23 protein-coding genes and 2 pseudogenes are annotated in these 25,984 nt (G+C 69.4%); 20 read left to right on the forward strand and 5 right to left on the reverse strand.

All coding sequences use genetic code 11. The annotated features are described in order from the left end of the window. The first annotated feature begins 53 nt into the window (after nt 1–53). The 4 genes from dapB (at nt 54) to MSG_RS08700 (ending at nt 2,830) form a co-directional block, all read left to right on the forward strand. The gene (gene dapB / locus MSG_RS08685; RefSeq protein ID WP_096444244.1) at nt 54–791 is read left to right on the forward strand and encodes a 4-hydroxy-tetrahydrodipicolinate reductase; all 738 of its coding nucleotides are present in this window, start codon (nt 54–56) and stop codon (nt 789–791) included. Then, nucleotides 788–1,252, forward strand: a complete 465-nt coding sequence (locus MSG_RS08690; protein ID WP_096438826.1) for a hypothetical protein — start codon at nt 788–790, stop codon at nt 1,250–1,252. Before dapB ends, MSG_RS08690 begins: the two co-directional genes overlap by 4 nt. After that, nucleotides 1,252–1,707 carry a flavodoxin family protein gene (locus MSG_RS08695; protein ID WP_096438828.1) on the forward strand — a complete coding sequence of 152 codons (456 nt, stop codon included), beginning with the start codon at nt 1,252–1,254 and terminating at the stop codon, nt 1,705–1,707. Before MSG_RS08690 ends, MSG_RS08695 begins: the two co-directional genes overlap by 1 nt. Nucleotides 1,708–1,822: 115 nt before the next feature. Next, nucleotides 1,823–2,830: an IS481 family transposase gene (locus MSG_RS08700; protein ID WP_118915833.1), complete on the forward strand. Its 1,008-nt coding sequence runs from the start codon at nt 1,823–1,825 to the stop codon at nt 2,828–2,830. Here MSG_RS08700 and MSG_RS08705 read toward each other — a convergent pair. After that, nucleotides 2,827–3,318: a hypothetical protein gene (locus tag MSG_RS08705; protein WP_096438832.1), complete on the reverse strand. Its 492-nt coding sequence runs from the start codon at nt 3,316–3,318 to the stop codon at nt 2,827–2,829. The genes MSG_RS08700 and MSG_RS08705 overlap by 4 nt on opposite strands. A 66-nt stretch (nt 3,319–3,384) precedes the next feature. Here MSG_RS08705 and MSG_RS08710 point away from each other — a divergent pair, with 66 nt between their 5' ends. Continuing rightward, nucleotides 3,385–4,641 carry an HNH endonuclease signature motif containing protein gene (locus MSG_RS08710; RefSeq protein ID WP_096438834.1) on the forward strand — a complete coding sequence of 419 codons (1,257 nt, stop codon included), beginning with the start codon at nt 3,385–3,387 and terminating at the stop codon, nt 4,639–4,641. Here MSG_RS08710 and MSG_RS08715 read toward each other — a convergent pair. Beyond that, complete coding sequence (locus MSG_RS08715; RefSeq protein WP_162899178.1) at nt 4,638–5,471, reverse strand: thioesterase family protein; 834 nt, start codon at nt 5,469–5,471, stop codon at nt 4,638–4,640. The two genes, MSG_RS08710 and MSG_RS08715, sit on opposite strands and share 4 nt — an antisense overlap. Before the next feature lie 39 nt (nt 5,472–5,510). Between MSG_RS08715 and MSG_RS08720 the strand changes: the two genes are divergently transcribed. Beyond that, nucleotides 5,511–7,043: a class I adenylate-forming enzyme family protein gene (locus tag MSG_RS08720; protein WP_181159140.1), complete on the forward strand. Its 1,533-nt coding sequence runs from the start codon at nt 5,511–5,513 to the stop codon at nt 7,041–7,043. Further along, on the forward strand, nt 7,040–10,267 hold the full coding sequence (locus tag MSG_RS08725) for an acetyl-CoA carboxylase family protein (RefSeq protein WP_096444250.1): 3,228 nt from the start codon (nt 7,040–7,042) through the stop codon (nt 10,265–10,267). The genes MSG_RS08720 and MSG_RS08725 overlap by 4 nt, the downstream gene beginning before the upstream one ends. A 19-nt stretch (nt 10,268–10,286) precedes the next feature. Here MSG_RS08725 and MSG_RS08730 read toward each other — a convergent pair whose 3' ends face one another. Beyond that, nucleotides 10,287–10,610 carry a PE-PGRS family protein gene (locus tag MSG_RS08730; RefSeq protein ID WP_096438836.1) on the reverse strand — a complete coding sequence of 108 codons (324 nt, stop codon included), beginning with the start codon at nt 10,608–10,610 and terminating at the stop codon, nt 10,287–10,289. Nucleotides 10,611–10,742: 132 nt separating this feature from the next. Between MSG_RS08730 and MSG_RS08735 the strand changes: the two genes are divergently transcribed. The 4 genes from MSG_RS08735 (at nt 10,743) to MSG_RS08750 (ending at nt 15,097) form a co-directional block, all read left to right on the forward strand. Next, nucleotides 10,743–11,525: an SDR family oxidoreductase gene (locus MSG_RS08735; RefSeq protein ID WP_096438838.1), complete on the forward strand. Its 783-nt coding sequence runs from the start codon at nt 10,743–10,745 to the stop codon at nt 11,523–11,525. Continuing rightward, complete coding sequence (locus MSG_RS08740) at nt 11,522–12,715, forward strand: acyl-CoA dehydrogenase family protein (RefSeq protein ID WP_096438840.1); 1,194 nt, start codon at nt 11,522–11,524, stop codon at nt 12,713–12,715. The genes MSG_RS08735 and MSG_RS08740 overlap by 4 nt, the downstream gene beginning before the upstream one ends. Beyond that, a complete protein-coding gene (locus MSG_RS08745; RefSeq protein WP_096438842.1) occupies nt 12,712–13,809 on the forward strand; it encodes an acyl-CoA dehydrogenase family protein in 1,098 nt (365 codons plus the stop codon). Before MSG_RS08740 ends, MSG_RS08745 begins: the two co-directional genes overlap by 4 nt. A 67-nt stretch (nt 13,810–13,876) precedes the next feature. Beyond that, nucleotides 13,877–15,097, forward strand: coding sequence for a glycosyltransferase (locus MSG_RS08750; RefSeq protein ID WP_096438844.1), 1,221 nt, complete (start codon nt 13,877–13,879; stop codon nt 15,095–15,097). On the opposite strand, the gene MSG_RS08755 is transcribed toward MSG_RS08750, so the two are convergent. Next, a complete protein-coding gene (locus MSG_RS08755) occupies nt 15,094–15,843 on the reverse strand; it encodes a dienelactone hydrolase family protein (protein WP_096438846.1) in 750 nt (249 codons plus the stop codon). The genes MSG_RS08750 and MSG_RS08755 overlap by 4 nt on opposite strands. Nucleotides 15,844–16,106: 263 nt before the next feature. On the opposite strand from MSG_RS08755, the gene MSG_RS08765 reads away from it, so the two are divergent. From MSG_RS08765 to MSG_RS08805, 9 genes and pseudogenes are all read left to right on the forward strand, one after another. Beyond that, nucleotides 16,107–16,907, forward strand: coding sequence for a thymidylate synthase (locus MSG_RS08765; protein WP_096438850.1), 801 nt, complete (start codon nt 16,107–16,109; stop codon nt 16,905–16,907). Next, nucleotides 16,904–17,401, forward strand: coding sequence for a dihydrofolate reductase (locus MSG_RS08770; protein ID WP_096438852.1), 498 nt, complete (start codon nt 16,904–16,906; stop codon nt 17,399–17,401). Before MSG_RS08765 ends, MSG_RS08770 begins: the two co-directional genes overlap by 4 nt. 100 nt (nt 17,402–17,501) lie before the next feature. After that, a complete protein-coding gene (locus MSG_RS08775; RefSeq protein ID WP_096438854.1) occupies nt 17,502–18,188 on the forward strand; it encodes a DivIVA domain-containing protein in 687 nt (228 codons plus the stop codon). Nucleotides 18,189–18,243: 55 nt separating this feature from the next. Continuing rightward, the gene (locus tag MSG_RS08780; protein WP_096444252.1) at nt 18,244–19,464 is read left to right on the forward strand and encodes a winged helix-turn-helix domain-containing protein; all 1,221 of its coding nucleotides are present in this window, start codon (nt 18,244–18,246) and stop codon (nt 19,462–19,464) included. Next, a pseudogene (locus MSG_RS08785) lies at nt 19,464–20,869 on the forward strand (N-6 DNA methylase). Before MSG_RS08780 ends, MSG_RS08785 begins: the two are co-directional and overlap by 1 nt. Beyond that, nucleotides 20,866–21,929, forward strand: a pseudogene (locus tag MSG_RS08790) (restriction endonuclease subunit S). The pseudogenes MSG_RS08785 and MSG_RS08790 overlap by 4 nt, the downstream one beginning before the upstream one ends. A gap of 5 nt (nt 21,930–21,934) precedes the next feature. Next, on the forward strand, nt 21,935–22,696 hold the full coding sequence (gene thyX, locus MSG_RS08795) for an FAD-dependent thymidylate synthase (RefSeq protein WP_096438856.1): 762 nt from the start codon (nt 21,935–21,937) through the stop codon (nt 22,694–22,696). Nucleotides 22,697–22,890: 194 nt separating this feature from the next. Further along, nucleotides 22,891–23,793 (forward strand): 4-hydroxy-tetrahydrodipicolinate synthase, encoded by a 903-nt coding sequence (gene dapA, locus MSG_RS08800; protein ID WP_096444254.1) that lies wholly within the window; start codon nt 22,891–22,893, stop codon nt 23,791–23,793. Nucleotides 23,794–23,809: 16 nt separating this feature from the next. Continuing rightward, a complete protein-coding gene (locus MSG_RS08805) occupies nt 23,810–25,495 on the forward strand; it encodes a ribonuclease J (protein WP_096438858.1) in 1,686 nt (561 codons plus the stop codon). Between the two features lie 52 nt (nt 25,496–25,547). Here the strand turns inward: MSG_RS08805 and MSG_RS08810 are convergent, their stop codons facing one another. After that, entirely contained in the window at nt 25,548–25,895 is a 348-nt protein-coding gene (locus tag MSG_RS08810) for a YbaB/EbfC family nucleoid-associated protein (RefSeq protein ID WP_096438860.1), read from the reverse strand. Nucleotides 25,896–25,984 lie beyond the last annotated feature (89 nt).

A 25,984-nucleotide genomic window follows, 5' to 3' on the forward strand; every position in this document is an offset into this window, starting at 1 on the left:
GGGTGCCTAACCGTCCATAGGCACGCCGACGGCCTCCGTCTAGGGTGAAGACCATGCGAGTGGGCGTACTGGGAGCTAAGGGCAAGGTGGGGTCCACGATGGTGGCCGCGGTGCAGGCCGCCGAGGACTTGACCCTGTCCGCGGAGGTGGACGCCGGCGACCCGCTGAGCTTGCTCACCGAGGGCAAGACCGAGGCCGTCATCGACTTCACCCACCCCGGCGTGGTGATGGACAACCTGGAGTTCTTGATCGACAACGGGATTCACGCCGTGGTCGGCACCACCGGCTTCACCCCCGAGCGCGTCGCACAGGTCCAGGCGTGGTTGGGCGACAGCCCGAAGACGTCGGTGCTGATTGCGCCGAACTTCGCGATCGGGGCGGTGCTGTCGATGCATTTCGCCAAGCAGGCCGCGCCCTTCTTCGACTCGGTCGAGGTGATCGAGCTACACCACCCGCACAAGGCCGACGCGCCGTCAGGCACCGCGGCGCGCACCGCCAAGCTGATCGCCGAGTCACGAAAAGGATTGCCGCCCAACCCCGATGCGACCAGCACCAGCCTGCCCGGCGCCCGCGGCGCCGACGTCGACGGCATCCCGGTGCACTCCGTGCGCCTGGCCGGGCTGGTCGCCCACCAGGAGATCCTGTTCGGCACCGAGGGCGAGACGCTGACCATCCGCCACGACAGCATCGACCGCACCTCCTTCGTCCCGGGAGTGCTGTTGGCGGTCCGGCACATTCACGAACACCCCGGCCTGACGATCGGCATCGAGCCGCTGCTCAATCTGCAATGACCAAGACGCTGCGCATCCAGCTGCTCATCGCCTTCCTGTGCGCGGCAATGGTGACGTACTTCGTGCTGCTGGGCCATCTGGCGATCGCGATGATCGGTTCGGGCCGGCCCGCCGCGATCGGCCTCGGGGTGGCGGTGTTGGTCCTGCCCGGTGTCGGGCTGTGGGCGATGATCGCCACCCTGCGCGCCGGGTTCGCCCACCAAAAGCTCGCCCGGCTGGCCGCCGCGGACGGCATGGAGCTCGACGTCAGTGCGTTGCCTCGGCGGCCGTCCGGCCGCATCGAGCGCGACGCGGCCGACGCGATGTTCGCCACCGTGCGCGCCGAGGTCCAGGCCGAGCCGGACGACTGGCGGCGCTGGTACCGGCTGGCCCGCGCCTACGACTACGCGGGGGACCGCCGGCGCGCGCGGGAAGCCATGAAGACCGCTTGGGGACTACAGCGAGAGAGACACGGCGGCTGATGACCAAGACGCTGCTGATCGTGCACCACACGCCGTCGCCGCACACCCACGAGATGTTCGAGGCGGTGCTCTCCGGTGCCACCGACCCCGAGATCGAGGGCGTGGAGGTACTGCGCCGTCCCGCGCTGATGGTCTCGCCCGCCGAGATGCTGGCCGCGGACGGCTATCTGCTGGGCACCCCGGCCAACCTCGGCTACATCTCGGGGGCGCTCAAGCACGCCTTCGACTGCGCGTACTACCAGCTGCTCGACTCCACCCGCGGCCGGCCGTTCGGGCTGTACCTGCACGGCAACGAGGGCACCGAGGGCGCCCAGCGTGCCGTCAACACCATCACGACCGGCCTGGGGTGGACGAAAGCCGCTGAGACCGTGGTGGTTTCGGGTAAGCCGGGCAAGGACGAGCTGCAGGCGTGCTGGGAACTCGGGGCGACGGTCGCCGCCCGGCTGATGGACTAGGTGTGATGTCCAGGGAGGTTGTTTCTCCCGTTATCGGTGAGTCTGTGTGACAGGGAAGGCCTCCGGTTGTGAAGTGGAGCTGTCTAGGAACCGCTTCATCAACCAGGAGGCCTTCGTGTCCCACGCTAACGCTGCACTGACCCCGCGCGCTCGATTGAGGCTCGCCAGACTCGTCGTCGAGTCCGGTTGGACCTACGCGGCGGCGGCGAAGATGTTCATGGTCGCCCCGCGAACCGCCAAGAAGTGGGCCGATCGGTTCCGCGCCGAGGGGCCCGCCGGGATGGCCGACCGCAGCTCACGTCCGCACGTCAGCCCCACCAGGACCGCACCGGCGCTGATGCGCCGGATCGTGGATCTGCGATGGCGCAAGCGGCTCGGGCCGGTGCAGATCGGCGGGCGCTTGGGGGTGCCGGCCTCCACTGTGCACGCGGTACTGACCCGGTGCCGCATCAACCGGCTATCCCACATCGACCGCGTCACCGGCGAACCGCTGCGCCGCTACGAACATCCCCATCCCGGCGCGTTGATCCACGTCGACGTCACCAAGTTCGCCAACATCCCCGACGGTGGCGGTCACAGATTCCTGAGTCGAGAACAAAGCAAACGCAACGCCATCGCCACCGGCCACCGCACCGGGGAACGCGGTGGCATCTCGACGAATTACCGCCCGAAGATCGGAATCGCGTTCGTACACACCGTGATCGACGATCACTCTCGGATGGCTTACGCCGAGATCTGTACCGATGAGAAGGCCGCGACGGCCGTCGCCGTGCTGCAGCGCGCAGTCGCGTGGTTCGCCGAGTGCGGGGTCGTCGTCGAACGGGTGCTCTTAGACAACGGATCGGCCTACCGATCCTTCGCGTGGCGTGACGCCTGTGCCGAGTTGCGCGTCACTCCGAAGCGGACCCGCCCGTACCGGCCGCAAACCAACGGAAAGATCGAGAGATTCCATCGCACCATGGCCGACGGTTGGGCCTACGCCCGTCACTACCAGTCCACTAAAGAACGCGACACCGCTTTAGCGGGCTGGCTGCACTTCTACAATTTCCATCGAGCCCACTCCGCCATCGCAGGCAAGCCACCAGTCACCAGACTGACCAACCTCCCTGGACATCACAACTAGCCGACGACGGCCTTGGCGAATGCTCGCGCGACGTAACCCAGCGATCCCACCAGCATCGCGAACTTGATCAGGGCTGCGCTCCTGGCGCGCCGCGCGTGCACGGCAATCTCGGCGCCGTCGAGCACCTTCAGCAGCGAAACCCCTTCGGCCGCATCGGCGGCTACGGCGACGATCGCCGCGGCGGGCAGGATGGCCGGGTGGCCGCGCCGCCGGCGTGCCCGGTCGATCAGTAGCGCAACAAGCGCGCCGTAGGTCGCCATGTAGCCGAAGTCCAGCCACAGGGACAGCCGGGCGGCGCGCCGGCCGTCTTCGCCCCAGCGATTCATCATGGCCTGAGCCCGAGATGCGCTGCCGGCCAACTCAAACGGAATGATCCCCGGCCCGCCGGTACGGCGCATGCGTCGTTCCAATACGAGCATCACCGCCGTGTAGCCGACGTAGGAGACGGCCGCGGTCGCCAGGGCGTTGCTCTGCATGCGCGGATTCATGGCTCCAGCATGAGGCACGGATCCGGCACGACGAAAGTTGTCGTACCGGGCTGCGATGATGACGTCATGCCGTTCCCCGCCGCGCCGCCGCTGGCCGAAAATGTGCCGCGGCGTGTGGATGTGTTGTTTGAAGAGTTGGCGGAGTTGGCTGGTCAGCGCAATGCGATTGACGGGCGCATTGTGGAGATCGTCGCCGAGGTGGAGCGCGAGGAGCTCTGGGGTGCCACGGGTGCGCGCTCGGTGGCGGCGTTGGTGGCCTGGAAGCTGGGGTTGTCGTCCGGGAACGCCCAGACGATCACCACGGTGGCGGGTCGGCTCGAGGAGTTTCCCCGCTGCGCCCAGGGCCTGGCCGAGGGGCGATTGTCGTTGGATCAGGTCGGGGTCATTGCCGCGCGCGCCGCCGACGGGTCCGACGAGCACTATGCGCAGCTCGCCGCGGTCGCGACCGTCAATCAGCTGCGTACCGCGGTCAAACTGGAACCCCGGCCCGTACCCGATTCCCGGCCAGAATTCGAGCGCTCGATCACCAAGACCTCCGACGACGAGGGCAGCTGTTGGCGGATCAGACTGCCGCACCACGATGCGGCGAAGTTCGACGCGGCGTTGGCGTCTCATCGCGATGCGCTGGTCGCCGAGTGGAAACATGACCACGACGATGGCGACCACGGCTGCGGTCTGGTGCCGCCATTTCCCGGCACCCCCGAGGCGTTCATGCGCCTGGTGGAGGCCGGGTGGGACGCCGAGGCGGCCCGCCGCCCACACGGGGATCACACGACGGTGGTGGTGCACGTCGATGTTGGGCAACGTGCGGCTGCATTGCATGTGGGTCCGCTGCTCACCGACGCCGACCGCCGATACCTGACCTGCGATGCCACCTGCGAAGTCTGGTTCGAACGTGACGGCGAGGTCATCGGATCCGGGCGAGCCACCCGTCAGATCAATCGGCGGCTTCGTCGCGCGCTCGAGTACCGTGACCGCACCTGCGTGGTTCCGGGCTGCGGTGCCACCCGAGGTTTGCACGCACACCACGTCCGGCACTGGGAGGATGGCGGTCCGACCGAGTTGAGCAACCTGGTGCTGGTATGCCCGTATCACCACCGGCTGCACCACCGGGGCGTCATCACCATCGACGGCCCAGCGGGCGATCTCCTGGTCACCGACAGCTCCGGCCGCCGGCTCAGCGCGCGATCGCTCGCGCGTCCGCCGAACCTGCCCCCGCCGGACGTTCCACCGTGTCCCGGCCCCACCGGCGAGCGGGCCGACTGGTGGTGGTACGCACCCTTTCAACCCCAATCACCACCGACAACCGGTCACGACACCTAGACGTACGTCGGGCGGAACGCGTCGGCGGGCTGGGCGAGCGCCAGCGCGGAGCTGGTGCCGATCGGGCCGTGCCGGTCGAACAGGGTCGCGGCGCCGGTGGCCACTCCCGCCGTGCCGTAATGGCTTTGGGCGGCCAGCCCGATGAATTCGCCGTCGGGTAATCGGCTCGCCGTGACGGTGTAGTCGGCGTTGATGTAGCGCAAACCGCCTGTGCCCCAATGGGTGAGCGAACTCGTGATATCCCCGGCGAAGGCCAGGCGGGTAAACGGCGTCAGCGGGTGACCGTGGACCATCGGCCGAAACAGCCGCGCCCAGGCGAATTTCTGCGAGTGGGACTGCTCCCACTCGCCCGCAGCGATACCCGGGCTGCCTTCGACCGTGGCCCCGTATCCCCAGATGAGGAAGGGCATCTGCGCCGGAAAGCCGTCCGACGACGTCGGGAGCGGCGGCATCTGGGTCGGCGACGACCACACCTGGCCGTCGGGATGGTCGCCGCGACGCAGGAACAGCGCGCTGGCCCGCGCGACGACCGTGCCGCTTTGCACCAGCGCACCGTCGACCAGCTTGATGCGCCGGCCTTCGCGCTGCACCGAGGTCTCGATCCGCACCGGTTCCATCAGGGCCGGGCGTAACAGGTCAATGGTGAAGCGCGCGGGCTGCAGATCGGGATCCACACCGGATTGCTCTATGCCCCAACCCAACAGGCCGCCGACGATCTGACCCCCCATCGTGGCGCCCCACGGCCCCTGCGTCAGTGGCCCCGGAACATAGGAGTCGCCGTCGACAGTAAAGAACGCCTCCGGCATGATGGCGGAATCCTCGATCGTCACCGCTATCACGATAGGACACGCCGATAGTAAGGACCGGGCATGCCTCAGGTGATCGAAATTCCGCGCGACCACAACCCGTTCGACACGACGGGCGTATCCCGCGACACCGATGGCATCCCGCGCTATGACGAGTTACCGGCCACGCTGCTGGACATGCTGGCCTGCCACGTCGCCAGCCACCCGGACGACGAGGCTGTGGTGGAGGTCGGCGCCGGCCGGTTGACCTACCGGCAGCTGTGGGACCGCGCGTCGCGCATCGCCGGTGGCCTGTGCGCGGCCGGCGTGGGCCCCGGCGACCGCGTCGCGGTCCGCCACCCCGCGGGCATCGACTGGGCGCTGGCCTTCTGGGGGACGGTGATGGCGGGCGGCATTGCGGTGGCGGTCAATACGCGCTCGGCGCAGCCCGAGGTCGATTTCGTGCTGGCCGATTCCGGGACCCGGGTAGACCTGGCCGCCCACGTACCGCTGCCCGACGGCCCACCGTATGTGAGCGAACGGATCGACGGCGCCGACACGGCCGCCCTGTTCTACACCTCGGGTACCACCGGTCACCCCAAGGGAGTGCCGACCACCCATCGGGCCTTCCTCACCAACACCGAGAACGCGGTGCGGTGCGGCGGAATGCCCGCTAATGTCGGCGCGGAATTTCGCACGCTCGTATCTGTGCCGCTGTTTCACGTAACCGGTTGCAACACGCAGCTTCTGGTGGCCACCAGGCTCGGTGGGGCCGCGGTGATCCTGCCGGCGCTGAACCTCGAGGAGTTGATCGCCACGTTGAGAACCGAACGCATCTCGCAGCTGGTGACGGTTCCAGCGATCTATTCACTGATTTTGCGGCACAAGGGCTTTGCGACCGCCGACGTCTCCGGCGTCCGTTGGGTCGGGTACGGCGGTGCGCCCATCGCCCCGTCGCTGGTTCGCTCGGTGAAGGAGGCGTTCGGCGGTGCGACCGCGTTCAACGGATACGGCATGACCGAGTCGGCCTCCCTGATGACCGTGCTGCCGGATCGGGACGCGGTCGGGCACGCCGACTCCGTCGGCTACGCGGTGCCTTCGGTGGATCTCGGCGTGGTCCCCGGCGGGGACGATCCCACCGTCGGCGAACTGGTGGCGCGCGGGGCCAACCTGACCGCCGGATACTGGAACCGGCCGGAGGCCTCGAGGGCGACCTTCGCGGACGGCTGGCTGCGCACCGGGGACGTCGTTCGCGTCGACGCCGCGGGCCGGGTGCACATCGTCGACCGGCTGAAGGACATCATCAACCGCGGCGGCGAGAACATCTCCAGCGTCGAGGTCGAGGCGGTGCTGCTGGATGCGCCCAACGTCGCGGACGCGTGCGTGCTGGCGGTGCCCGACGACGTGATGGGCGAAAAGGTCGGCGCCGTGCTGTTCGGTGCCGAAGCGCGGATCGACGTCGCGGCCGTCCTCGAGCACTGCCGCGGCCAGCTCGCGGACTACAAGGTTCCGCAGTACGTCACGGTGGTGCCGGATGCGTTGCCGCGCAACGCCGGCGGCAAGTTACTCAAGGCCAAGCTGCGCGCCGAGGTGCAGTGGGGCGCCGCGCTGCGATGAACGTGACCCTGCTGATCGCCAACCGCGGCGAGATCGCGCTCCGGATCATCCGCACGGCTACCGAACTCGGGATGAAAACGGTCGCGGTGTACGCCGAGGACGATGCCGACAGCCCGCACGTGCACGCGGCCGACGAAGCGATCGGCCTGCCGGGGGCCGGCCCGGTAGCCTACCTCGACCAGGCGGCGATGCTGGCGGCGGCCAAGAGCGCCGCGGCCGCAATGATTCACCCGGGATACGGATTCCTTTCCGAGAACGCCGAATTCGCCGGCGCCTGCGCCGCCGCCGGATACACCTTCGTCGGGCCGGCCGCCGACGTGCTCGAAACGGTCGGCAACAAGTCCGCGGCCCGCGCGGCCGCGGTGGCCGCCGGGGCGCCGGTGTTGCCCTCCACCGACGGCCCGAGCAGCGTCGCGGACGTACATGCGTTCTTCGCCACGCACGACGGCCCGATCATGATCAAGGCGCTCGCCGGCGGAGGCGGCCGCGGCATGCGACGCGTGGACAGCGCCGATCAGATCGACGCCGCATACCGCCAGTGCGCCGCCGAGGCCCAACTGGGATTCGGCGACGGGGCGGTGTTCGCCGAGGCCGTGCTCGACGACGCCCGCCACATCGAGGTGCAGATCATCGCCGGGCCGGCCGGGCCGCGGACGCACGCACTCGCGCTCGGGGACCGCGACTGCAGCGTCCAGCGCCGCTACCAAAAGCTCGTCGAAATAGCGCCCGCACAAGCGCTTTCGGACACGTTACGGCGCGAACTGCATCAGGCCGCGGCGCGGCTGTGCGCCCGGGTCGGCCTGTGCGGCCTGGCCACCGTCGAGTTCCTGGTACTCGGCGATACCTACGTTTTCATCGAGGTCAACCCGCGAATCCAGGTCGAGCACACGATCACCGAAGAGGTGACCGGCGTCGACCTGATCGCCGTGCAGCTCGCCGTTGCCGGCGGCTCGTCCTACTACCAGCTGGGCCTGCCGGCCGGGATCGCTTCCGACGGCGACGAAGTCATCGGCGAGCCCGCTGCGCGGCGCGGGATCGCTATCCAGGCCCGGGTGAATGCGGAGACCTTCGCCGCCGACGGGTCGGTCGTACCGGCGGCGGGCACGTTGACGATGTTCTCGCCACCGGGTGGGCCGGGAGTGCGGGTCGACACCTACGGCAAGCCCGGCCTGGCCGTCGGCGCGCGATACGACTCGCTGCTGGCCAAGGTCATCACGCATGTGCACGGGACGTCGCTGCCGGCGGCATTGCGCAAGACCCGGACCGCCCTGGCCGAATTCGCCATCGAAGGGGTGCGCACCAACATCGGGATGCTACGAGAGCTGTTGTCCGACAGTGCATTCGAGTCTGGTTTCGTGACGACTGGGTATCTCGACGAGAAGCTTCCCGCGCTGGCCGCCGCGGCCCTGGCGCACGGGCATGACGTACGGGCGGCCGCCGTCGAGCTCCATCCGGGCGAGGAGGCGCTGCGGGCGCAGCTGGCCGGCACGGTGGTGGAGGTGGCGCCCGCCGGCGACGAGTTCGGTGCGGGCGGCCAGCTGGTGGTGCTCGAGGCGATGAAGATGCAGCACGTGGTGGTGGCGCCGGCCGCGCTGCGCACGGTTCGCAACCTGGTAACCGTCGGCCAGGTCGTCGGGACCGGGGATCCGCTGCTGGTGTTCACCCGGACCGGCGCCGGCGCGGATCGCGAAGCATCATCTGCCGCAGTCGATCTCGACCAATCGCGGCCCGACCTCGACGAAGTCGACCGGCGTCACCTGCTGACCCGCGACGAGGGCCGGGCGGCAGCGGTGGCCAAGCGGCACGACCGGGGGCGTCGCACCGCCCGGGAGAACATCGCCGATCTGGTCGACGCCGGGAGCTTCGTCGAGTACGGCGCGCTGGCTATCGCCGCGCAACGCAGCCGCCGTTCCGAGGCGGATCTGATCGCCAACACCCCGGCCGACGGGCTGGTGGCCGGACTGGCGACCATCGGCGCGGACCGCTTCGGGCCCGCGGCCGCCCAGGCGGTGGTGGTGTCCTACGACTACACCGTGCTGGCCGGAACGCAGGGCACGCGCAACCACGCCAAGACGGACCGGGTCTTCGACCTGGCCGGCCGAAAAGGGTTGCCGGTGGTGCTGTTTGCCGAGGGCGGCGGGGGACGGCCGGGCGACACCGACGTCGGCGGGGCCGCGGGCCTGGACGTGCCGACCTTCCGGGTGCTGGCCGCGCTGAGCGGCCGGGTGCCGCTGGTGTCAATCGTGTCCGGCCGCTGCTTCGCCGGCAACGCCGCGCTGGCCGGGGTCTGCGACGTGATCATCGCGACGCCCGACGCCAACATCGGAATGGGGGGGCCGGCGATGATCGAGGGCGGCGGCCTCGGGGTCTACCCGCCCGAAGCAATCGGGCCGATCGACGTGCAGCGCTACAACGGGGTGGTGCACCTGGTCGCCCGCGACGAGGCGGACGCGGTCGCCCTGGCCAAGCGGTATCTGTCGTACTTCCAAGGCAGCGTCGGCAATTGGGAGGCGCCGGACCCCCGGCTGGCCCGGCATGTGGTGCCGCAGAACCGGCTGCGCGCCTACGACGTGCACCGCGCCATCGAGTCGATCGTCGATGTCGGCTCGGTCCTCGAGCTGCGACCCGACTACGGCGTGGGCATCGTCACCGCGCTCGTCCGGGTCGAGGGAGTCCCGTACGGGTTGCTGGCCAACAGCAGCCACCACCTCGGTGGCGCGATCGACGCCGAAGCGGCGGACAAGGCAGGCGACTTCCTGGCGCTGTGCGAATCGTTCCGGTTGCCGGTGATCTCGCTGTGCGACACCCCGGGGTTCATGGTCGGACCGGAAGCCGAGAAGCAAGCCGCCGTGCGGCGGTTCGGCCGGATGTTCGTGCTCGGCGCGCGGCTGACCGTGCCGCTGGGAATGATCATCCTGCGCAAGGGATATGGGCTGGGCGCAATGGCGATGGCCGGCGGCTCATTCCACGCGCCGCACTTCACCGTCGCGTGGCCGACCGGCGAGATCGGCGGCATGGGCCTGGAAGGCGCTGTGCGGCTTGGCTTCAGCAAGGAGCTGGCCGCCGCGGCCGATGAGCGGGAGCGTCAGCAGCTGTTCGAGCGCCTGGTGGCCGCGGCCTACGAACACGGCAAGGCGCTGCGCGCGGCCACGACGTTCGAACTCGACGATGTCATAGACCCCTCAGATTCCCGGGCCTGGATTACCAGGTTGCCGGGAATCTGAGGGGTCTGTCGAAGGGTTATCAGGCGTGGCCGGAACCGCAGCCGACGCCCGGCAGACATCCGGTACCACCCGGAACGCCGCCCGGGCCCGCATTCTGCCCGCCGGAGCCGCAGCCGACGCCGGGCAGGCAGCCCTGGCCGCCCGGACCGCCACCGGGGCCCTGGTTCTGGCCGCCGGAGCCGCAGTTACCGTTGGCGTCGCAGCCGCCGCCGCCCGGGTCGTCCTTGAACACGACGTACGTGGCCGGACCTGTCTGCGCCGGGCCCATCGAAATGTCTGCCGCGGCCGCAGGAGCGGCGGCGATAGCAGCGGCAACAGCCCCGGCAACAACTAGTGGTTTCATGAGGGTCAATTTCGCTAACATGCGACTCGCATACCACGCAGACACGTGTACAAAACATCGTGAGCAAAATTGGGCGCATGAGTCCGCCGCCGGCGGAACCCGGTCGCCGAACACGACAGAAGGCATAGCGACATGACTTCACTGGATCTGACCGGACGCACCGCAATCGTCACCGGGGCCTCGCGCGGAATCGGCCTGGCGATCGCCCAACAGCTGGCGGCCGCCGGCGCCGGCGTGGTCCTCACCGCCCGCAAGCAAGAAGCAGCCGATGAGGCCGCCGCGCAGGTCGACGGCAATGCCCTCGGCGTCGGCGCGCATGCGGTCGACGAGGACGCCGCGCGGCGCTGCGTCGAGCTGACGCTGGACCGGTTCGGCAGCATCGACATCCTGGTGAACAACGCGGGCACCAACCCGGCCTACGGCCCGCTGATCGACCAGGACCACGCCCGATTCAGCAAAATCTTCGACGTCAACCTGTGGGCTCCGCTGCTGTGGACCTCGCTCGCGGTGAAGTCGTGGATGGGCGAGCACGGCGGCTCGATCGTCAACACCGCGTCCATCGGCGGCATGCATCAGTCCCCGGCGATGGGCATGTACAACGCCACCAAGGCGGCACTCATCCACGTCACCAAGCAGCTGGCGCTGGAACTGTCACCGCGGGTGCGGGTCAACGCGATCTGCCCGGGCGTCGTGCGCACCCGGCTCGCCGAAGCGCTGTGGAAGGACCACGAAGACCCGCTGGCCTCGACGATCGCGCTCGGCCGCATCGGCGAGCCCATCGACGTCGCCCAGGCGGTCGTCTTTCTGGCCTCCGACGCGGCCAGCTGGATCACCGGCGACACGATGGTGATCGACGGCGGTCTGTTGCTGGGCGCAGCGCAGGGCTTTCAGTCCACGCCGGATGGCGCGCAATGAGTTCCGCGGACTTCTCCGCAGACCTGAACGCGCGGGTGCAAAAACTGCTCGACGAGCACGACCCCACTGCCAGCGACCCACGGGAATTCCTTGGCGCGCAATATGATGCGGGCCTGGCGTGGGTGCACCTACCCGAGGGCTTCGGCGGCCTGGGCCTGCCCCGCAAGGCCCAGGAACTCGTCGACACGCGGCTGGCCGCCGCCGGCGCGCCGGTGGGCGGCACCCCGAAGAACTACATCGGCATGGGCATGGCGGCGCCGACGATCGCGGCGTTCGGCACCGACGAACAGAAGCGAAAGTTCCTGCGCCCGTTGTTCACCGGCGAGCAAATCTATTGCCAGCTGTTCAGCGAGCCCGGTGCCGGATCGGACCTGGCCGGGGTGTCCACCCGCGCGGTACGCGACGGTGACGACTGGATCGTCAACGGGCAGAAGGTGTGGACGTCGCAGGCCCAGCACGCGCAGATGGCCATCCTGGTCACCCGCACCGATCCGACGGTGCCCAAACACGCCGGCCTGACGTACTTCCTGTGCGACGTGACCCAGCCCGGTGTCGAGATCCGGCCGTTGCGCCAGATCACCGGCGAGGCGGAGTTCAACGAGGTGTTTCTGACCGATGCGCGGGTGCCCGACGCGAATCGGCTCGGCCCCGAGGGCGGCGGCTGGCGGGTGGCGACCACCACGCTCAACAACGAGCGGGTCGCGATCGGCTCGCGCTCGGGTGTACCCCGCGAAAGCGGTCATATCGGCAAGGTGACCGAGGCGTGGCGCAACGAGCCGGCGCTGCGTGATCCGGCGATGCACGACGAGCTGATGCGACTGTGGGTCGAGGCGGAGGTGCTTCGCCTGGCCGGCGAGCGGCTGGGCCAGCAGGCCAGTACCGGCCAGCCGGGACCAGAGGGCGCAGGCATGAAGATCGCCTTCGCCACGCTGGCACAGGCGATCTCGGGATTCGAGATCGAACTGCACGGCGAAGCGGGGCTGAGCTACGACGACTGGACCATGCGCCGGCCCGAGACGGTCGACTTGATCGGCCGCGAACCCGGCTACCGGTACCTGCGGGCGCGCGGCAACTCGATCGAGGGTGGCACCTCGGAGATCTTGCGCAACACCATCTCCGAGCGGATTCTCGGCCTGCCCGGCGAACACCGTGTCGACAAGGACGTCGCGTGGAAGGACCTGGATCGATGAGCGTCGGCGACCTGCTCTACTCCGACACCGAGGACGCGCTGCGCGACAGCGTTCGCCACCTGTTCGCCGACCGCTGCCCGCCCGACGTGGTCGGAAGCGCCTATGATGTTGCACCGCAAGATGTTTCGGGTATCTGGCGGACGCTGGCAGCCGAGCTAGGGGTGGCCGGCCTGCTGGTGCCCGAGTCGCTCGGGGGTGCTGGCGCCGGCGCGCGCGAAGCTGCGGTCGTGCTCGAGGAGATCGGGCGGGCGGTGGCGCCCGTGCCCTTCCTGACCAGCGCCGTCCTCGCGACCGTCGCGCTGTTGCGGGCCGGCGACACCGACACGGTGTCGGCGCTGGCGGCCGGCGAACTGATCGCTGCCCTGGTGCTGCCGCTGTCCACCGCGCCGGGCGACCCGGTGGGTGCGCTGGACTTCGGCGCCGGCGGGGTGACGGGAACGGTCACCAGCGTCGCCGGCGCCGCCGAGGCCGACGTGTTGGTGGCACCCGTCGCGGGCCCGCGCGGCCTGGAGTTGTACACCGTGTCTACGGCGGACGCGGGTGTGGAGGTGTCACCGGTGCTAGCCCTGGACATGACCAGACCACTTGCGCGCGTGCGGTTCTCGGGGGCGCGCTCATCCCGCGTCGGGCCCGGGGACGCCGCGGTGGCCGAAGCGCTGAACACCGGTGCGGCGCTGCTGGCTTCCGAGCAACTCGGAATAGCGCAGTGGTGTTTCGAGACCACGCTCGCATATGCCAAGCAGCGCAAGCAGTTCGGCCGAGCCATCGGCTCATACCAGGCGATCAAGCACCGGCTGGCGGATCTGTGGTTCGAGGTCGGCGCGGCGACGGCGGCGGCCCGCCATGCCGCCGACGCCTGCGCCCGCGGGGACGCGGACGCGAGCATCGCCGCGGCCGTCGCGCAGGCATACTGCAGCGGCATCGCCGTGCACGCGGCCGAGGAGTGCGTGCAGCTGCACGGCGGCATCGGGATGACGTGGGAGTATCCCGCGCACCTGTACCTCAAGCGGGCCAAGAGCGATCAGCTGGCGCTCGGCACCGCCTACCGGCATCGGGCCCGCCTGGCCGCACTGGTGGATCTGCCCGCCACCTGAGGTCCGTTCGCGGCCCGCGCGCGTCTGCTGCACAATCGGGTGCCGGATCGAACATGGGAGCAGCGAGATGCGTGTGTTGTTGACGACATACGATTCGCGCGGCGGCGTCGAACCGCTGCTCGGGCTCGCGGTGCAGCTACAGGCGCTCGGTGCGGAAGTGGTGTTGTGCGCGCCGCCGGATGAGGAATTCGCCCAGCGTGCAGCCGGTTTCGACGTGCCGCTGGTGCCGTTCGGCGAGCCGGTGCGCGTGTTGTCGGAGGGTGCCTCCCGGGCTTCGGAAGAAGACGTGCGCCGGCAGGTGCTCGGGCTGATCGACGCGCAGTTCGACACGGTCGCCGCCGCGGCGCAGGGGTGCGACGCGCTGCTGTCGGCCGGGTTGATTTGGACCTCGGCCGGCGCGCGGTCCGTCTGCGAGAAGCTGGGCATCCACTACGTCTACGCGAGCTACCACCCGACCCATCTGCCGTCGCCGCATCACCCACCCCCGGAGGCCGCGGGTCGCGGGCTGCCCTCGAACGCGGCCGGCAACCGCCTGATGTGGGACAACAACGCCCGCGGAGCCAACGTGCTGTTCGGTCCGACGCTCAACGGCCACCGCGCGTCGCTGGGCATGCCGCTGGTGGGCGACCTGCGCGCGTACGCGCACACCGAGCGGCCGTGGCTGGCGTCGGATCCCACGCTGGGCCCGTGGCCACAGCCGGCCGACATCGACGTCGTCCAGACCGGCGCCTGGCTGCTGCGCGACGAGCGACCGCTGCCCGACGACCTGGAGGAGTTCCTGAACGCCGGCGCCCCGCCGGTCTACGTGGGGTTCGGCAGCATGCCGTTGTGGGGCGCCAAGGACCTCGGCCGCACGGCGGTCGAGGCGATCCGCGAGCAGGGCCGCCGCGCGCTGCTGGCCCGCGGCTGGGCCGAATTGGACCTGATCGACGGCGCCGACGACTGCTTTGTGGTCGGCGAGGTCAACCAGCAGGCGTTGTTCGGCCGAGTGGCCGCCGCGATCCACCACGGCGGGGCCGGCACCACGACGACGGCCGCGCGGGCGGGCGTGCCGCAGCTGGTGATTCCCCAGGGCGCCGACCAGGTGTACTGGGCGCAACGGGTGGTCGAGCTGGGCATCGGCACCGCCTGCGACGGACCCGCGCCGCCGCTGCGGTCGCTGGCGTTCGCGCTGGAGGCGATCGTGACCCCGGCGACCGAGGCGTGCGCGCGCGACGTGGCCCGCGCCATGCGCACCGACGGCGCGGCGGTGGCCGCGAAGCTGTTGCTCGACGCCGCCGGCGGTTAGCGGGGCAGCGCCAAGCCGAAGACCTCGGTCATTGCCGCCCAATGCTTTTCGGCGGCCGCCTCGTCGTAGGGTTCGTTGTCCGGGACCGCGAATCCGTGGCCGGCCTGATACCACTCGATGACGTGCTGCACGCCGGCCTTGGTCAGCGCCTTGTCGAGCCGCTCGGCGTGCTCGACGGTGAAGGACGCGTCGTCCTCGGCACCGCCGATGTACACCACGGCCTTCATCCGGTCGGCCAGCAGGTGCGGGCTGTCGTCGGCGTCGGTCACCAGGCCGCCGCCGTGGAAGGACGCCGCGGCCGCGACATAGTCCGGTAGGCGGCCGGCCACCGTCACCGAGATGCGCCCGCCCATGCAGTAGCCGCAGACCCCGAACCGCTTACCGGCGACCTCCGGCCGGCTGCACAGGTAGTCGAAGAACGCCGACGCGTCGCTGGTGATCTTGTCCTGCGTCAGCCCGCCGATCATGGCGAACAAACGCTGACGTTCTTTCGCATCGCCGAACACGGTGGCTATGTCGAACGGGGCCCAGTCGCCGCTGCGGTAGTACACGTCGGGCAGCAGCACGGCGTAGCCGTAGCCGGCGAGCTTGGCTGCCATCTGCTCGAAGGTGTGGCGGACCCCGCCGGCATCGGGGAACATGACCACGCCGGGCCAAGGGGGTTGGGTCCCCGGACCGTCGGGAGTGATCAGGCGGACGGTGCAGGTGCCGTCGCCAGTGGTGACCGTGTCAGTGATGTTCGGCATGGGCTCCGTTCTACTCCTTGCGATCGCCGCGGAATTGATGGCGCCGACCCGCCGCGCCCGGCTTCGCCGCGCTTGCGATCGCCGCTAAGCTGGCCGCGTGCCGATCGCAACGCCCGGCTTCGCCGCGCTTGCGATCGCCGCGGAATTGATGGCGCCGACCCGCCGCGCCCGGCTTCGCCGCGCTTGCGATCGCCGCGGAATTGATGGCGCCGACCCGCCGCGCCCGGCTTCGCCGCGCTTGCGATCGCCGCTAAGCTGGCCGCGTGCCGATCGCAACGCCCTACGAGGACCTGCTGCGACTGGTGCTCGAGACGGGCACCGCGAAGTCCGATCGCACCGGCACCGGCACCCGCAGCCTGTTCGGCCAGCAGCTGCGCTACGACCTGTCGGCGGGCTTCCCTCTGCTCACCACCAAGAAGGTGCACCTCAAATCCGTCGTCTACGAGTTGCTGTGGTTTTTGCGCGGCGACTCCAACGTCGCCTGGCTGCAGCAGCACGGAGTCACGATCTGGGACGAATGGGCTTCCGACACAGGCGATCTCGGGCCCGTCTACGGGGTACAGTGGCGGTCTTGGCCCACGCCGAGCGGTGAGCACGTCGACCAGATCAGCGCCGCGCTTGAGCTGCTGCGCACCGACCCGAACTCGCGGCGCATCATCGTCTCGGCCTGGAACGTCGGCGAGATCCCGCAGATGGCGCTGCCGCCGTGCCACGCGTTCTTCCAGTTTTACGTGGCCGACGAGCGGTTGAGCTGCCAGCTCTATCAGCGCAGCGCCGACCTGTTCCTCGGCGTTCCGTTCAACATCGCCAGCTACGCGCTTCTCACCCACATGATGGCGGCTCAGGCCGGTCTCGGCGTCGGGGACTTCGTCTGGACGGGTGGCGACTGCCACATCTACGACAACCACGTCGAGCAGGTGCAGACCCAGCTCGCTCGTGAGCCGCGGCCGTATCCGGAACTGATTCTGGCGCAGCGGGATTCGATCTTCGACTATACCTACGAGGACGTCGTCGTCAAGAACTACGACCCGCACCCCGCGATCAAAGCCCCCGTCGCTGTATGACGGACATCGGACTGGTCTGGGCGCAGTCGACGTCCGGCGTGATCGGGCGTGGCGGCGACATCCCGTGGCGGGTGCCCGAAGACCTGGCCCACTTCAAGCAGGTCACCTTCGGACACACCGTGGTGATGGGCAGGCGAACCTGGGACTCGCTGCCCGCCGCGGTACGGCCGCTGCCGGGCCGCAGAAACGTCGTACTGAGCCGCCAGCCCGACTTCACCGCGGACGGAGCCCAAGTGACGGCGTCGCTCGAGGCGGCTTTTTCCTTCGCGGGGACCGACCCCGAGACCTGGGTGATCGGCGGCGCGGAGATCTATGTGCTGGGGCTGCCGCACGCCACCCGATGCGAGGTCACCGAGGTCGACATCCATCTGCCGCGCGACGACGACGACGCGCTGGCCCCGGTGCTCGACGAGACCTGGCGGGGCGAAACGGGGGACTGGCTCGTCAGCCGCGCGGGGTTGCGCTACCGCTTTCACAGCTACTGTCGGGCCTGACCCGGCAGCGTCCGCGGTGGTGCGCGGCCTGGAATACTCGGTCGGGGCTTGGCGTCGGTCGTAGAGGTACACATGGTGTTTCGAGGAGGGAAGATTGGTAGTGATAACCGAACCCGCATGGGCGTTCACCCGAAAGTTCATGGGCTACGACGCGGCGGCGGTCGACGCCCATATCGAAATGCTGAACACCAAGCAGAACCTGCTGATCAACGACGTCCAGAGCCTGCGTGCCCGGCTGAAGGAATCCGGTGACGAAGCGGCCGCGCTGCGCAAGGAGGTGGCCGCCCTCACCGACACCTCGCCGTCGCCGCGCGCGGTGCAGCAGCGGATGGCGAAGATGCTGCGGCGTGCCGTCGACGAGATCGCCGAGATGCAGGCCGAGGCGCGGGCCGAGGCCGAGGCGCTGATCGCCGACGCCGAGGCCGAGGCCGCCGAGGCGCACCGCAAGCGTGACGAGGTGCTGGCGGACATCGCGACCCAGCAGAAAGCCAGGGAAGCCGAATATCAGGAGACCAGGACGGCGCTGGAGGCCGAACTGGCCGGCCTGCGCTCCGACGCCCAGCAGGCGCGCGAGCAGTTGCTGGCGGAGGCCAGGCAACGGGCCGACCGGGATCGTGAAGAGGCCCGCCGCGCCGTGGACGAGGCAAGCCGGCGCCGCATCCAGATCCTCGAGCAGCTGATGGGCGTGTATCGCGACCTCGAATCGGTCCCGCACGCGCTTCAGGCGGCCCGCCAAGAGCACCAGAACCCGACCGACGCCGACGATCGCAACGTCAAGGCGGGCTGACCTCGCGTCCTGACCGGGGCCGTCGGTGTGGGGCGGTAATGTCGGCGCCGTGTCGATCGGCAACCGCCGGCTATCCGCCGCGCAGGCCCGGCGGATAGCCGTTGCGGCTCAAGGGTTTAACGAGCCGAAACCCAACGGCCCCATCACGCGTGCGCACTTGAAGCGGTTGATCGCACGAATCCAAGTGCTGCAACTGGATTCGGTCTCGGTGGCGGTGCGCGCGCACTACGCGCCGGTGTTCAGCAGGCTCGGCCCGTATGACCGCGACGTGCTGGACCGCGCGGCGTGGGGGCCGCGCTCGGCGCGCCTGCTCGCGGAATACTGGGCGCACGAGGCCGCGCTGATGGCCGTCGACGACTGGCCGCTGATGCGCTGGCGGATGCGCGAGTACCGGCACGGCCGGTGGGGCAAGCACATCGTCAGGGCCAATCCGCGGCTCGCCGACGAGATCGTGGCCGCCGTCGCCGAACTCGGGCCCAGCACCGCCGGGCAACTCGAGGCGCACCTTGCCGCCGAACCGCGCCGGAAAAAGGGAACCTGGTGGACCCGCAGCGACACCAAATGGGTCGCCGAGGCGCTGTTCGCCTCGGGCGCGCTGACCACCGCCACCCGGGTCGGCTTCGCCCGCCACTACGACCTGGCCGAGCGGGTGCTGCCGGCGAGCGTGCTGGCCCGCGAGATCGACGACGACGAGGCGATCCGTGAGCTGACGCTGCGCGCCGCCACCGCGCTCGGAGTGGCCACCGAGGCCGACCTGCGCGATTACTTCCGGCTGTCGGCCCAGCAGGCCAAGCCCGCCGTCGCCGCGCTGGTGACCGCGGGCGAGATCGAGCGGGTAGACGTCGACGGCTGGTCGGCGCCGGCGTATCTGCGGGCCACCCGGACGGTGCCGCGCCGCGACGGCGGGACGGCGCTGCTGTGCCCGTTCGACCCGTTGATCTTCTTCCGGCCACGGGTGGAGAGGCTGTTCGGATTCGTGTACCGCATCGAGATTTACACGCCGGCCAGCAAGCGTCAGTACGGCTACTACGTGTGGCCGCTGCTGATGGACGGCCACCTGGTGGCACGCGTCGACCTCAAGGCCGATCGGGTCGCGGACACACTTCGCGTGGTGGGGGCGTTCGCGGAGCCGGACGCGCCGCCGGCCCGCACCGCCGCGGCGCTGGCCGGCGAATTGGGCTCGATGGCGTCCTGGCTCGGGCTGGGCGGGTTCTCGGTGTCCGACCGCGGCGACCTGGCCGAGCCCCTGCGAGCGGCCGCCAAGCGGGCCGGCTGATGGCGCCGTCGACGGACAAGGAGCTCAAGGCCACCCTGTGGAAGGCCGCCAACAAACTGCGCGGGTCGCTGTCGGCCGGCGAGTACAAGGACGTCGTCCTGGGGCTGGTGTTCCTCAAATACATCGCCGAAGCGCGATGGAAAGCCTTGGCGGACAACGCGAAATCGCAGACCATCGGCCGGCTCGTCGACAAGGCGACGAGCGCCGTCATGACGGCGGAGCCGGCGTTGGCCGGGATGTTCCCGCGGTGCTACGAAAACCTCGACCAGCGCAGGCTGGGGGAGCTGGTGCTGGTGCTCGACGAGGTGCGGTTCAGCCGGCCCGGCAAGGGCCGGGCGCGGGATCTGTTGGGGGAGGTGTACGAGTACTTCCTCGGCAATTTCGCGCGCTCCGAGGGGCGGCGCGGCGGTGAATTCTTCACACCGGCCAGCGTGGTCCGGCTGATCGTCGAGCTCCTCGAACCCACCCGTGGGCGGGTGTACGACCCGTGCTGTGGCTCGGGCGGGATGTTCGTGCAGACCGAGCAGTTCGTCGCCGAGCGCGCTGGCGATCCCGGCGACGTCGTGATCTACGGGCAGGAGAGCGTGGAGCAGACGTGGCGGATGGCCAAGATGAACCTCGCCATCCACGGGATCGACAACACCGGCCTCGGCCGGGGAGACACGTTCGTCGACGACCGACACGCTGGTGTGCAGATGGACTACGTGATGGCCAATCCGCCGTTCAACATCAGGGATTGGGCCCGCGACGAGCGGGACCCGCGCTGGCGCTTCGGTGTGCCGCCCGCGGGCAACGCCAATTACGCCTGGATCCAACACATCCTGTCCAAGCCGGCTCCCGGCGGCACGGCCGGCGTGGTGATGGCCAACGGTTCGATGTCGTCCAATACGTGCGCAGAACGCGGGATTCGCGCGCGCTTGGTCGACGCCGGGCTGGTGTCATGCCTGGTGGCGCCGCCCGCCCAGCTTTTTCGCAGCACCGCGATCCCGGTGTGCCTGTGGGTTTTTGCCGCCGATCGGGAGCCCGAACACGCCCGACGGGTGTTGTTCGTCGACGCCCGCGCGCTGGGCCACCTCGTCGACCGGGCGAGCGCGCCCTGACCGACCAGGAGATCGTCCACATCGCCGACACCTATCGCGCGTGGCGCGGCTCGCCCTCGGCCACCACGAAAGGCATTGCTTACCAAGATGTTCCGGGATTCTGCAAATCGGTGCCCGTCGGCGGCATCAGGGCGGCCGGTTACTCGCTGACACCCGGGCGGTATGTCGATGCCGCGGACAACGGGGACGACCGGGAGCCGACCGGGGAGAAGGTCGCCCGCCTCACCAAAGACCTGCTGGCCGCGCTCGACGTATCCGCGCGGCTGGACACCGCGGTCCGCGAGCAGATGGACCGGCTGCGGTGAGGGTCAGGCTGGGCGATCACCTCGACTTCTGCAATGGCACCCGGTTGCCCGCGCGGGCGTTGGCCGGGCACATTCCGGTGTACGGGGCCAACGGGCGGATCGGCGGCGTCGCCCAGGCGAACGCGCGGGGCCCGCTGATCGTGATCGGGCGCGTCGGAACCTATTGCGGCAGCCTGCGTTACAGCGATTCCGAGGTGTGGGTCACCGACAACGCGTTGGTATGCCGGGCAAAAGGCCCGAGGAGACCCGTTATTGGTACTACGCGCTGCGGCAGTGCCGGCTGAACGAGCACCGGGCCGGATCGGGGCAACCCCTGCTCAACCAGCGCATCCTTCGCGACGTCGTCACCGGTGCCGCCGCCCCCGGCCGGCGGCGCCGGATCGGCGAGCTGCTGGGCGCCGTCGACGACAAGATCGCCGCCAACCGGCGTGTCATCGACGCGGCGGAGGCGCTGATGGTCGCGATGGTCGAGGCCCTGGATGACTACGTGCCCCTGCGCGAGCTGGCCGATCGATCGAGCGTGGCGGTGCGGCCCGGCCAATTCGACCACACGGTGGCCCATTTCAGGTTCTCGGCGTTCGACGACGGGGCGTGGCCGCAGTGTGCCGATTCCGGATCGATCGGCAGCGCCAAGGTGCTGCTGCCCGCGTCGTGCGTGCTGGTGTCGAAACTGAATCCGCGCACCCTGCGTATCTGGGATGTCGTGCAGCTGCCCGCCGAGATGGCCGTGGCGAGTATGGAGTTCGCCGTGCTGCGGCCGCGTGACGTCGGCACCTCGGCGCTGTGGTCAACGCTGCGACAGTGGGGCGTCCGCGAAGCGCTGCACCAGCGGGTGGCCGGAACGTCGCAGAGCCGCCAGCGGATCCAGCGCGGCGAGCTGATGGAGATGCCGGTGCGCGACGTGCGCCGGCTGTCCGCGACGACCGCGACGACGGTCGCGGGTCTCGGCGCCCTGTGTCACGCGCGGCGCGGCGAGTCCGCGCGGCTGTCGGGTTTTCGTGACGCCCTGCTGCCGTTGCTCATGTCGGGCAAGGTGGGCATCGCCGCCGGGCTAAGGTAAGCGCCGTGGCCGAGACGGCGCCGCTGCGCGTGCAACTGATCGCCAAGACCGAGTTCTTGGTGCCGCCGGACGTGCCGTGGAGCACCGACGGCCCCGATGTGCAAGGCGGCTCCGCGCTGGTCGAGTTCGCGGGCCGGGCCTGCTACCAGAGTTGGTCCAAACCCAATCCCCGCACGGCGACCAACGCCGGCTACATCAAGCACATCATCGACGTCGGGCACTTCTCGGTCCTGGAACACGCGAGTGTGTCGTTCTACATCACGGGTATCTCGCGCTCGTGCACACACGAACTGATTCGGCACCGCCACTTCTCCTACTCGCAGCTCTCGCAGCGCTACGTGCCGGAGGGCGACTCGCGGGTGGTGGTCCCGCCCGGCCTGGGCAACGACCCCGAGCTGCAGCAGATCCTGGCCGCGGCCGCCGACGCCAGCCGGGCCACCTACGCCGAACTGCTGGCCAAACTCGAGGCCAAATTCGCCGACCAGCCCAACGCCATCCTGCGCCGCAAGCAGGCGCGCCAGGCCGCCCGCGCGGTGCTGCCGAATGCCACCGAAACCCGCATCGTCGTGACCGGCAACTACCGGGCCTGGCGGCACTTCATCGCCATGCGGGCCAGTGAGCATGCCGACGTGGAAATCCGGCGGCTGGCCATCGAATGTCTGCGCCGGCTGGTCGAGGTCGCACCCGCGGTGTTCGCGGACTTCGAGATCGCCACGTTGGCCGACGGCACCGAGGTCGCGACCAGCCCTCTTGCCACCGAGGCCTGACCGTCGAGTGTGCTCGCCTGGCTTTCGGTGTGCGCTCACGGCGACGACACGCCGGGCAACCGCGCTCAGAACGCACATACGATGCCGTGACCGCACACGCGATGCCGTGACCGCACGCTCGAAGCCCGCTGACCGGGGGTAGCGGGCGGGGCGGCGGTGCAAATCCCTTGCTGCCGCCAGGTAGCCTGAACACCGTGAGTTCGGTCGGATTCGACGCCCCCGCGCGCCTGGGGACCCTGCTGACCGCGATGGTGACGCCGTTCGCCGCCGACGGTTCCATGGACACCGCCAAGGCGGCCCAGTTGGCGCAGCACCTGGTGGACGCCGGATGCGACGGCCTGGTGGTCTCGGGGACCACCGGCGAGTCCCCGACCACCACCGACGAGGAAAAAATCAGGCTGCTGGCTGCCGTCCTCGAAGCGGTGGGCGACCGGGCCCGCGTCATCGCCGGCGCCGGCACCTATGACACCGCGCACAGCATCAAGCTGGCCAAGGCCAGCGCCGCCGAGGGCGCGCACGGCCTGCTGGTCGTCACGCCGTACTACTCCAAGCCGCCGCAGCGTGGGCTGATCGCCCATTTCACCGCCGTCGCCGACGCCACCGAGCTGCCGGTGCTGCTCTACGACATCCCGCCACGGTCGGTGGTGCCGATCGAGCCGGACACCATCCGGGCGCTCGCGGCGCACCCGAACATCGTCGGCATCAAGGACGCCAAGGCCGACCTGCACAGCGGCGGGCAGATCATCGCCGAGACCGGATTGGTCTACTACTCCGGTGATGACGCGCTGAATCTGCCGTGGCTGGCGATGGGCGGGATCGGCTTCATCAGCGTGATCTCGCATCTGGCCGCTGGTCAGCTGCGAGAGTTGTTGTCCGCCTTCAATTCCGGGGACATCGCGACGGCCCGCAAGATCAACGTGTCGGTCGCCCCGCTGTGCAACGCGATGGGCCGCCTCGGTGGCGTGACCTTGTCCAAGGCGGGGCTGCGGCTGCAGGGCATCGACGTCGGGGACCCCCGGTTGCCGCAGGTGCCGGCCACCCCGGATCAGATCGAGGCGCTGGCCGCGGACATGCGCGCCGCCTCCGTGCTCAGATAGCCAGGGTGATCCGCCGGTGAACCACGAACTCAGTCCACCCGGTCCGCTGACCGCAGGGGGATTACGGGTCACCGCGTTGGGCGGTATCAGCGAAATCGGCCGCAACATGACCGTTTTCGAGCATCTGGGCCGGCTGCTGATCATCGACTGCGGCGTGATGTTCCCTACCCACGACGAGCCCGGCGTCGACCTGATCCTGCCCGACCTGCGTCACATCGAGGACCGGCTCGACGACATCGAGGCGCTGGTGCTGACGCACGCGCACGAAGACCACATCGGCGCGATCCCGTTCCTGCTCAAGCTGCGCCCCGACATCCCCGTCGTCGGTTCCAAGTTCACCCTGGCCATGGTCGCCGCCAAATGCCGCGAGCACCGCATCAAGCCGGTGTTCGCCGAAGTCAAAGAGGGACAACGCAGCCGGCACGGAGTGTTCGAATGCGAGTACTTCGCCGTCAACCACTCCATCCCCGACGCGCTGGCCATCGCGGTGTACACGGGCGCGGGAACCGTCTTGCACACCGGCGACATCAAGCTCGACCAGCTGCCGCTGGACGGCCGGCCGACCGACCTGCCCGGCATGTCGCGGCTCGGCTCACGAGATGGAGCCGGCGTGGACCTGTTCCTGTGCGATTCGACCAACGCCGAGCACCCCGGTGTCGGCCCGTCGGAGAGCGAAGTGGGTCCGACGCTGCACCGGCTGATCCGCGGCGCCGATGGCCGTGTCATCGTCGCCTGCTTCGCCTCCAACGTGGACCGGGTGCAGCAGATCATCGACGCCGCGGTGGCATTGGGCCGGCGGGTGTCGTTCGTCGGGCGATCGATGGTGCGCAACATGGGCATCGCGCGGGAGCTGGGCTTCCTGCGCGTCAACGACTCCGACGTCATCGACATCTCGGCGGCCGAGCAGATGCCGCCCGAGCGGGTGGTGCTGATCACCACCGGCACCCAGGGCGAGCCGATGTCGGCCCTGTCGCGGATGTCGCGGGGCGAACACCGCAGCATCACCCTGACCGCCGGCGATCTGGTGGTGCTGTCGTCGTCGCTGATCCCGGGCAACGAGGAAGCGGTCTACGGCGTCATCGACGAGCTGTCCAAGATCGGCGCGCGCGTCGTCACCAATGCCCAGGCGCGGGTGCATGTCTCCGGCCACGCATACGCAGGCGAGCTGCTGTTCCTGTACAACGGCGTGCGGCCACGCCAGGTCATGCCGGTGCACGGGACGTGGCGGATGCTGCGCGCCAACGCGAAACTGGCCGCAGGCACGGGCATCGCCCCGGAGTCGATCCTGCTGGCCGAGAACGGCGTCAGTGTCGACCTGGTGGCCGGCAAGGCGTCGATCGCCGGGGCGGTGCCGGTCGGCAAGATGTTCGTCGACGGGCTGATCACAGGCGATGTCGGTGATATCACGTTGGGGGAGCGGCTCATTCTCGCCGAGGGCTTCGTCGCGGTGACGGTCGTGGTGACCCGCGGCACCGGGCGGCCGGTGACCACGCCGCACCTGGATTCGCGCGGCTTCTCCGAGGACCCCAAGGCGCTCGAGCCCGTCGTGCGCCGGGTCGAGGAGGAGCTGGAATCGCTGGTCGCCAACAACGTCACCGACCCGATCCGCATCGCGCAGGGCGTGCGCCGCACCGTCGGCAAGTGGGTGGGCGAGACCTACCGCCGGCACCCCATGATCGTGCCGACTGTCATCGAAGTGTGACGCTTATCCGCGAAATGTGATCTGCTGCAGTATTTTTCGGTGTACAGCCCGTTCAGGACAGGCCCAAGACGCTATTCAGCGTGCCGGTGATTTCGGCGAGGGATGCGACGAGGCGCTCGTCGCCCGCGTCGTTGGCCGCAGTCGCTGCGGCCGTGGCGTTGCGCAGCGCTTCGTTGATGCGCTTCTCGACTACCTCCGCGCCCAGCCTGAGCAGGCCCGGTTCGATGATGATGTCGGTCAACACCAGGTACCCGTTCAGGGTCACTTCGACGGTTTCGGTTTCGTCGGTGGCCGTGAAGGTATCGGTGTCCGTTCGGCGCATATGGTCGTCGAGGATCGATTCGAATTGCTGCGCTTGCCGCAGCGCCTCGGCGACCTGCGGGTGTGTTTGGGCGGTCATGGGGCGTCCTTCCTTATCGGCAGCAGCATTGGTGCGGGAGTCTACTGGTCAGTTTTTGGTCCAGTATCTGCATGAGTTTAGAGCGCCTT

This window comes from Mycobacterium shigaense (assembly GCF_002356315.1).
Taxonomy (GTDB): Bacteria; Actinomycetota; Actinomycetes; order Mycobacteriales; family Mycobacteriaceae; genus Mycobacterium; species Mycobacterium shigaense.

Coding starts and splice junctions, on each gene's coding strand:
- MSG_RS08755 (WP_096438846.1), bottom strand. CDS start 15,843: ATGCCGAACATCACTGACACGGTCACCACTGGCGACGGCACCTGCACC.
- MSG_RS08750 (WP_096438844.1), top strand. CDS start 13,877: ATGCGTGTGTTGTTGACGACATACGATTCGCGCGGCGGCGTCGAACCG.
- MSG_RS08735 (WP_096438838.1), top strand. CDS start 10,743: ATGACTTCACTGGATCTGACCGGACGCACCGCAATCGTCACCGGGGCC.
- dapB (WP_096444244.1), top strand. CDS start 54: ATGCGAGTGGGCGTACTGGGAGCTAAGGGCAAGGTGGGGTCCACGATG.
- MSG_RS08720 (WP_181159140.1), top strand. CDS start 5,511: ATGCCTCAGGTGATCGAAATTCCGCGCGACCACAACCCGTTCGACACG.
- MSG_RS08705 (WP_096438832.1), bottom strand. CDS start 3,318: ATGAATCCGCGCATGCAGAGCAACGCCCTGGCGACCGCGGCCGTCTCC.
- MSG_RS08770 (WP_096438852.1), top strand. CDS start 16,904: ATGACGGACATCGGACTGGTCTGGGCGCAGTCGACGTCCGGCGTGATC.
- MSG_RS08810 (WP_096438860.1), bottom strand. CDS start 25,895: ATGACCGCCCAAACACACCCGCAGGTCGCCGAGGCGCTGCGGCAAGCG.
- MSG_RS08725 (WP_096444250.1), top strand. CDS start 7,040: ATGAACGTGACCCTGCTGATCGCCAACCGCGGCGAGATCGCGCTCCGG.
- MSG_RS08710 (WP_096438834.1), top strand. CDS start 3,385: ATGCCGTTCCCCGCCGCGCCGCCGCTGGCCGAAAATGTGCCGCGGCGT.
- MSG_RS08745 (WP_096438842.1), top strand. CDS start 12,712: ATGAGCGTCGGCGACCTGCTCTACTCCGACACCGAGGACGCGCTGCGC.
- MSG_RS08690 (WP_096438826.1), top strand. CDS start 788: ATGACCAAGACGCTGCGCATCCAGCTGCTCATCGCCTTCCTGTGCGCG.
- MSG_RS08740 (WP_096438840.1), top strand. CDS start 11,522: ATGAGTTCCGCGGACTTCTCCGCAGACCTGAACGCGCGGGTGCAAAAA.
- MSG_RS08695 (WP_096438828.1), top strand. CDS start 1,252: ATGACCAAGACGCTGCTGATCGTGCACCACACGCCGTCGCCGCACACC.
- MSG_RS08730 (WP_096438836.1), bottom strand. CDS start 10,610: ATGAAACCACTAGTTGTTGCCGGGGCTGTTGCCGCTGCTATCGCCGCC.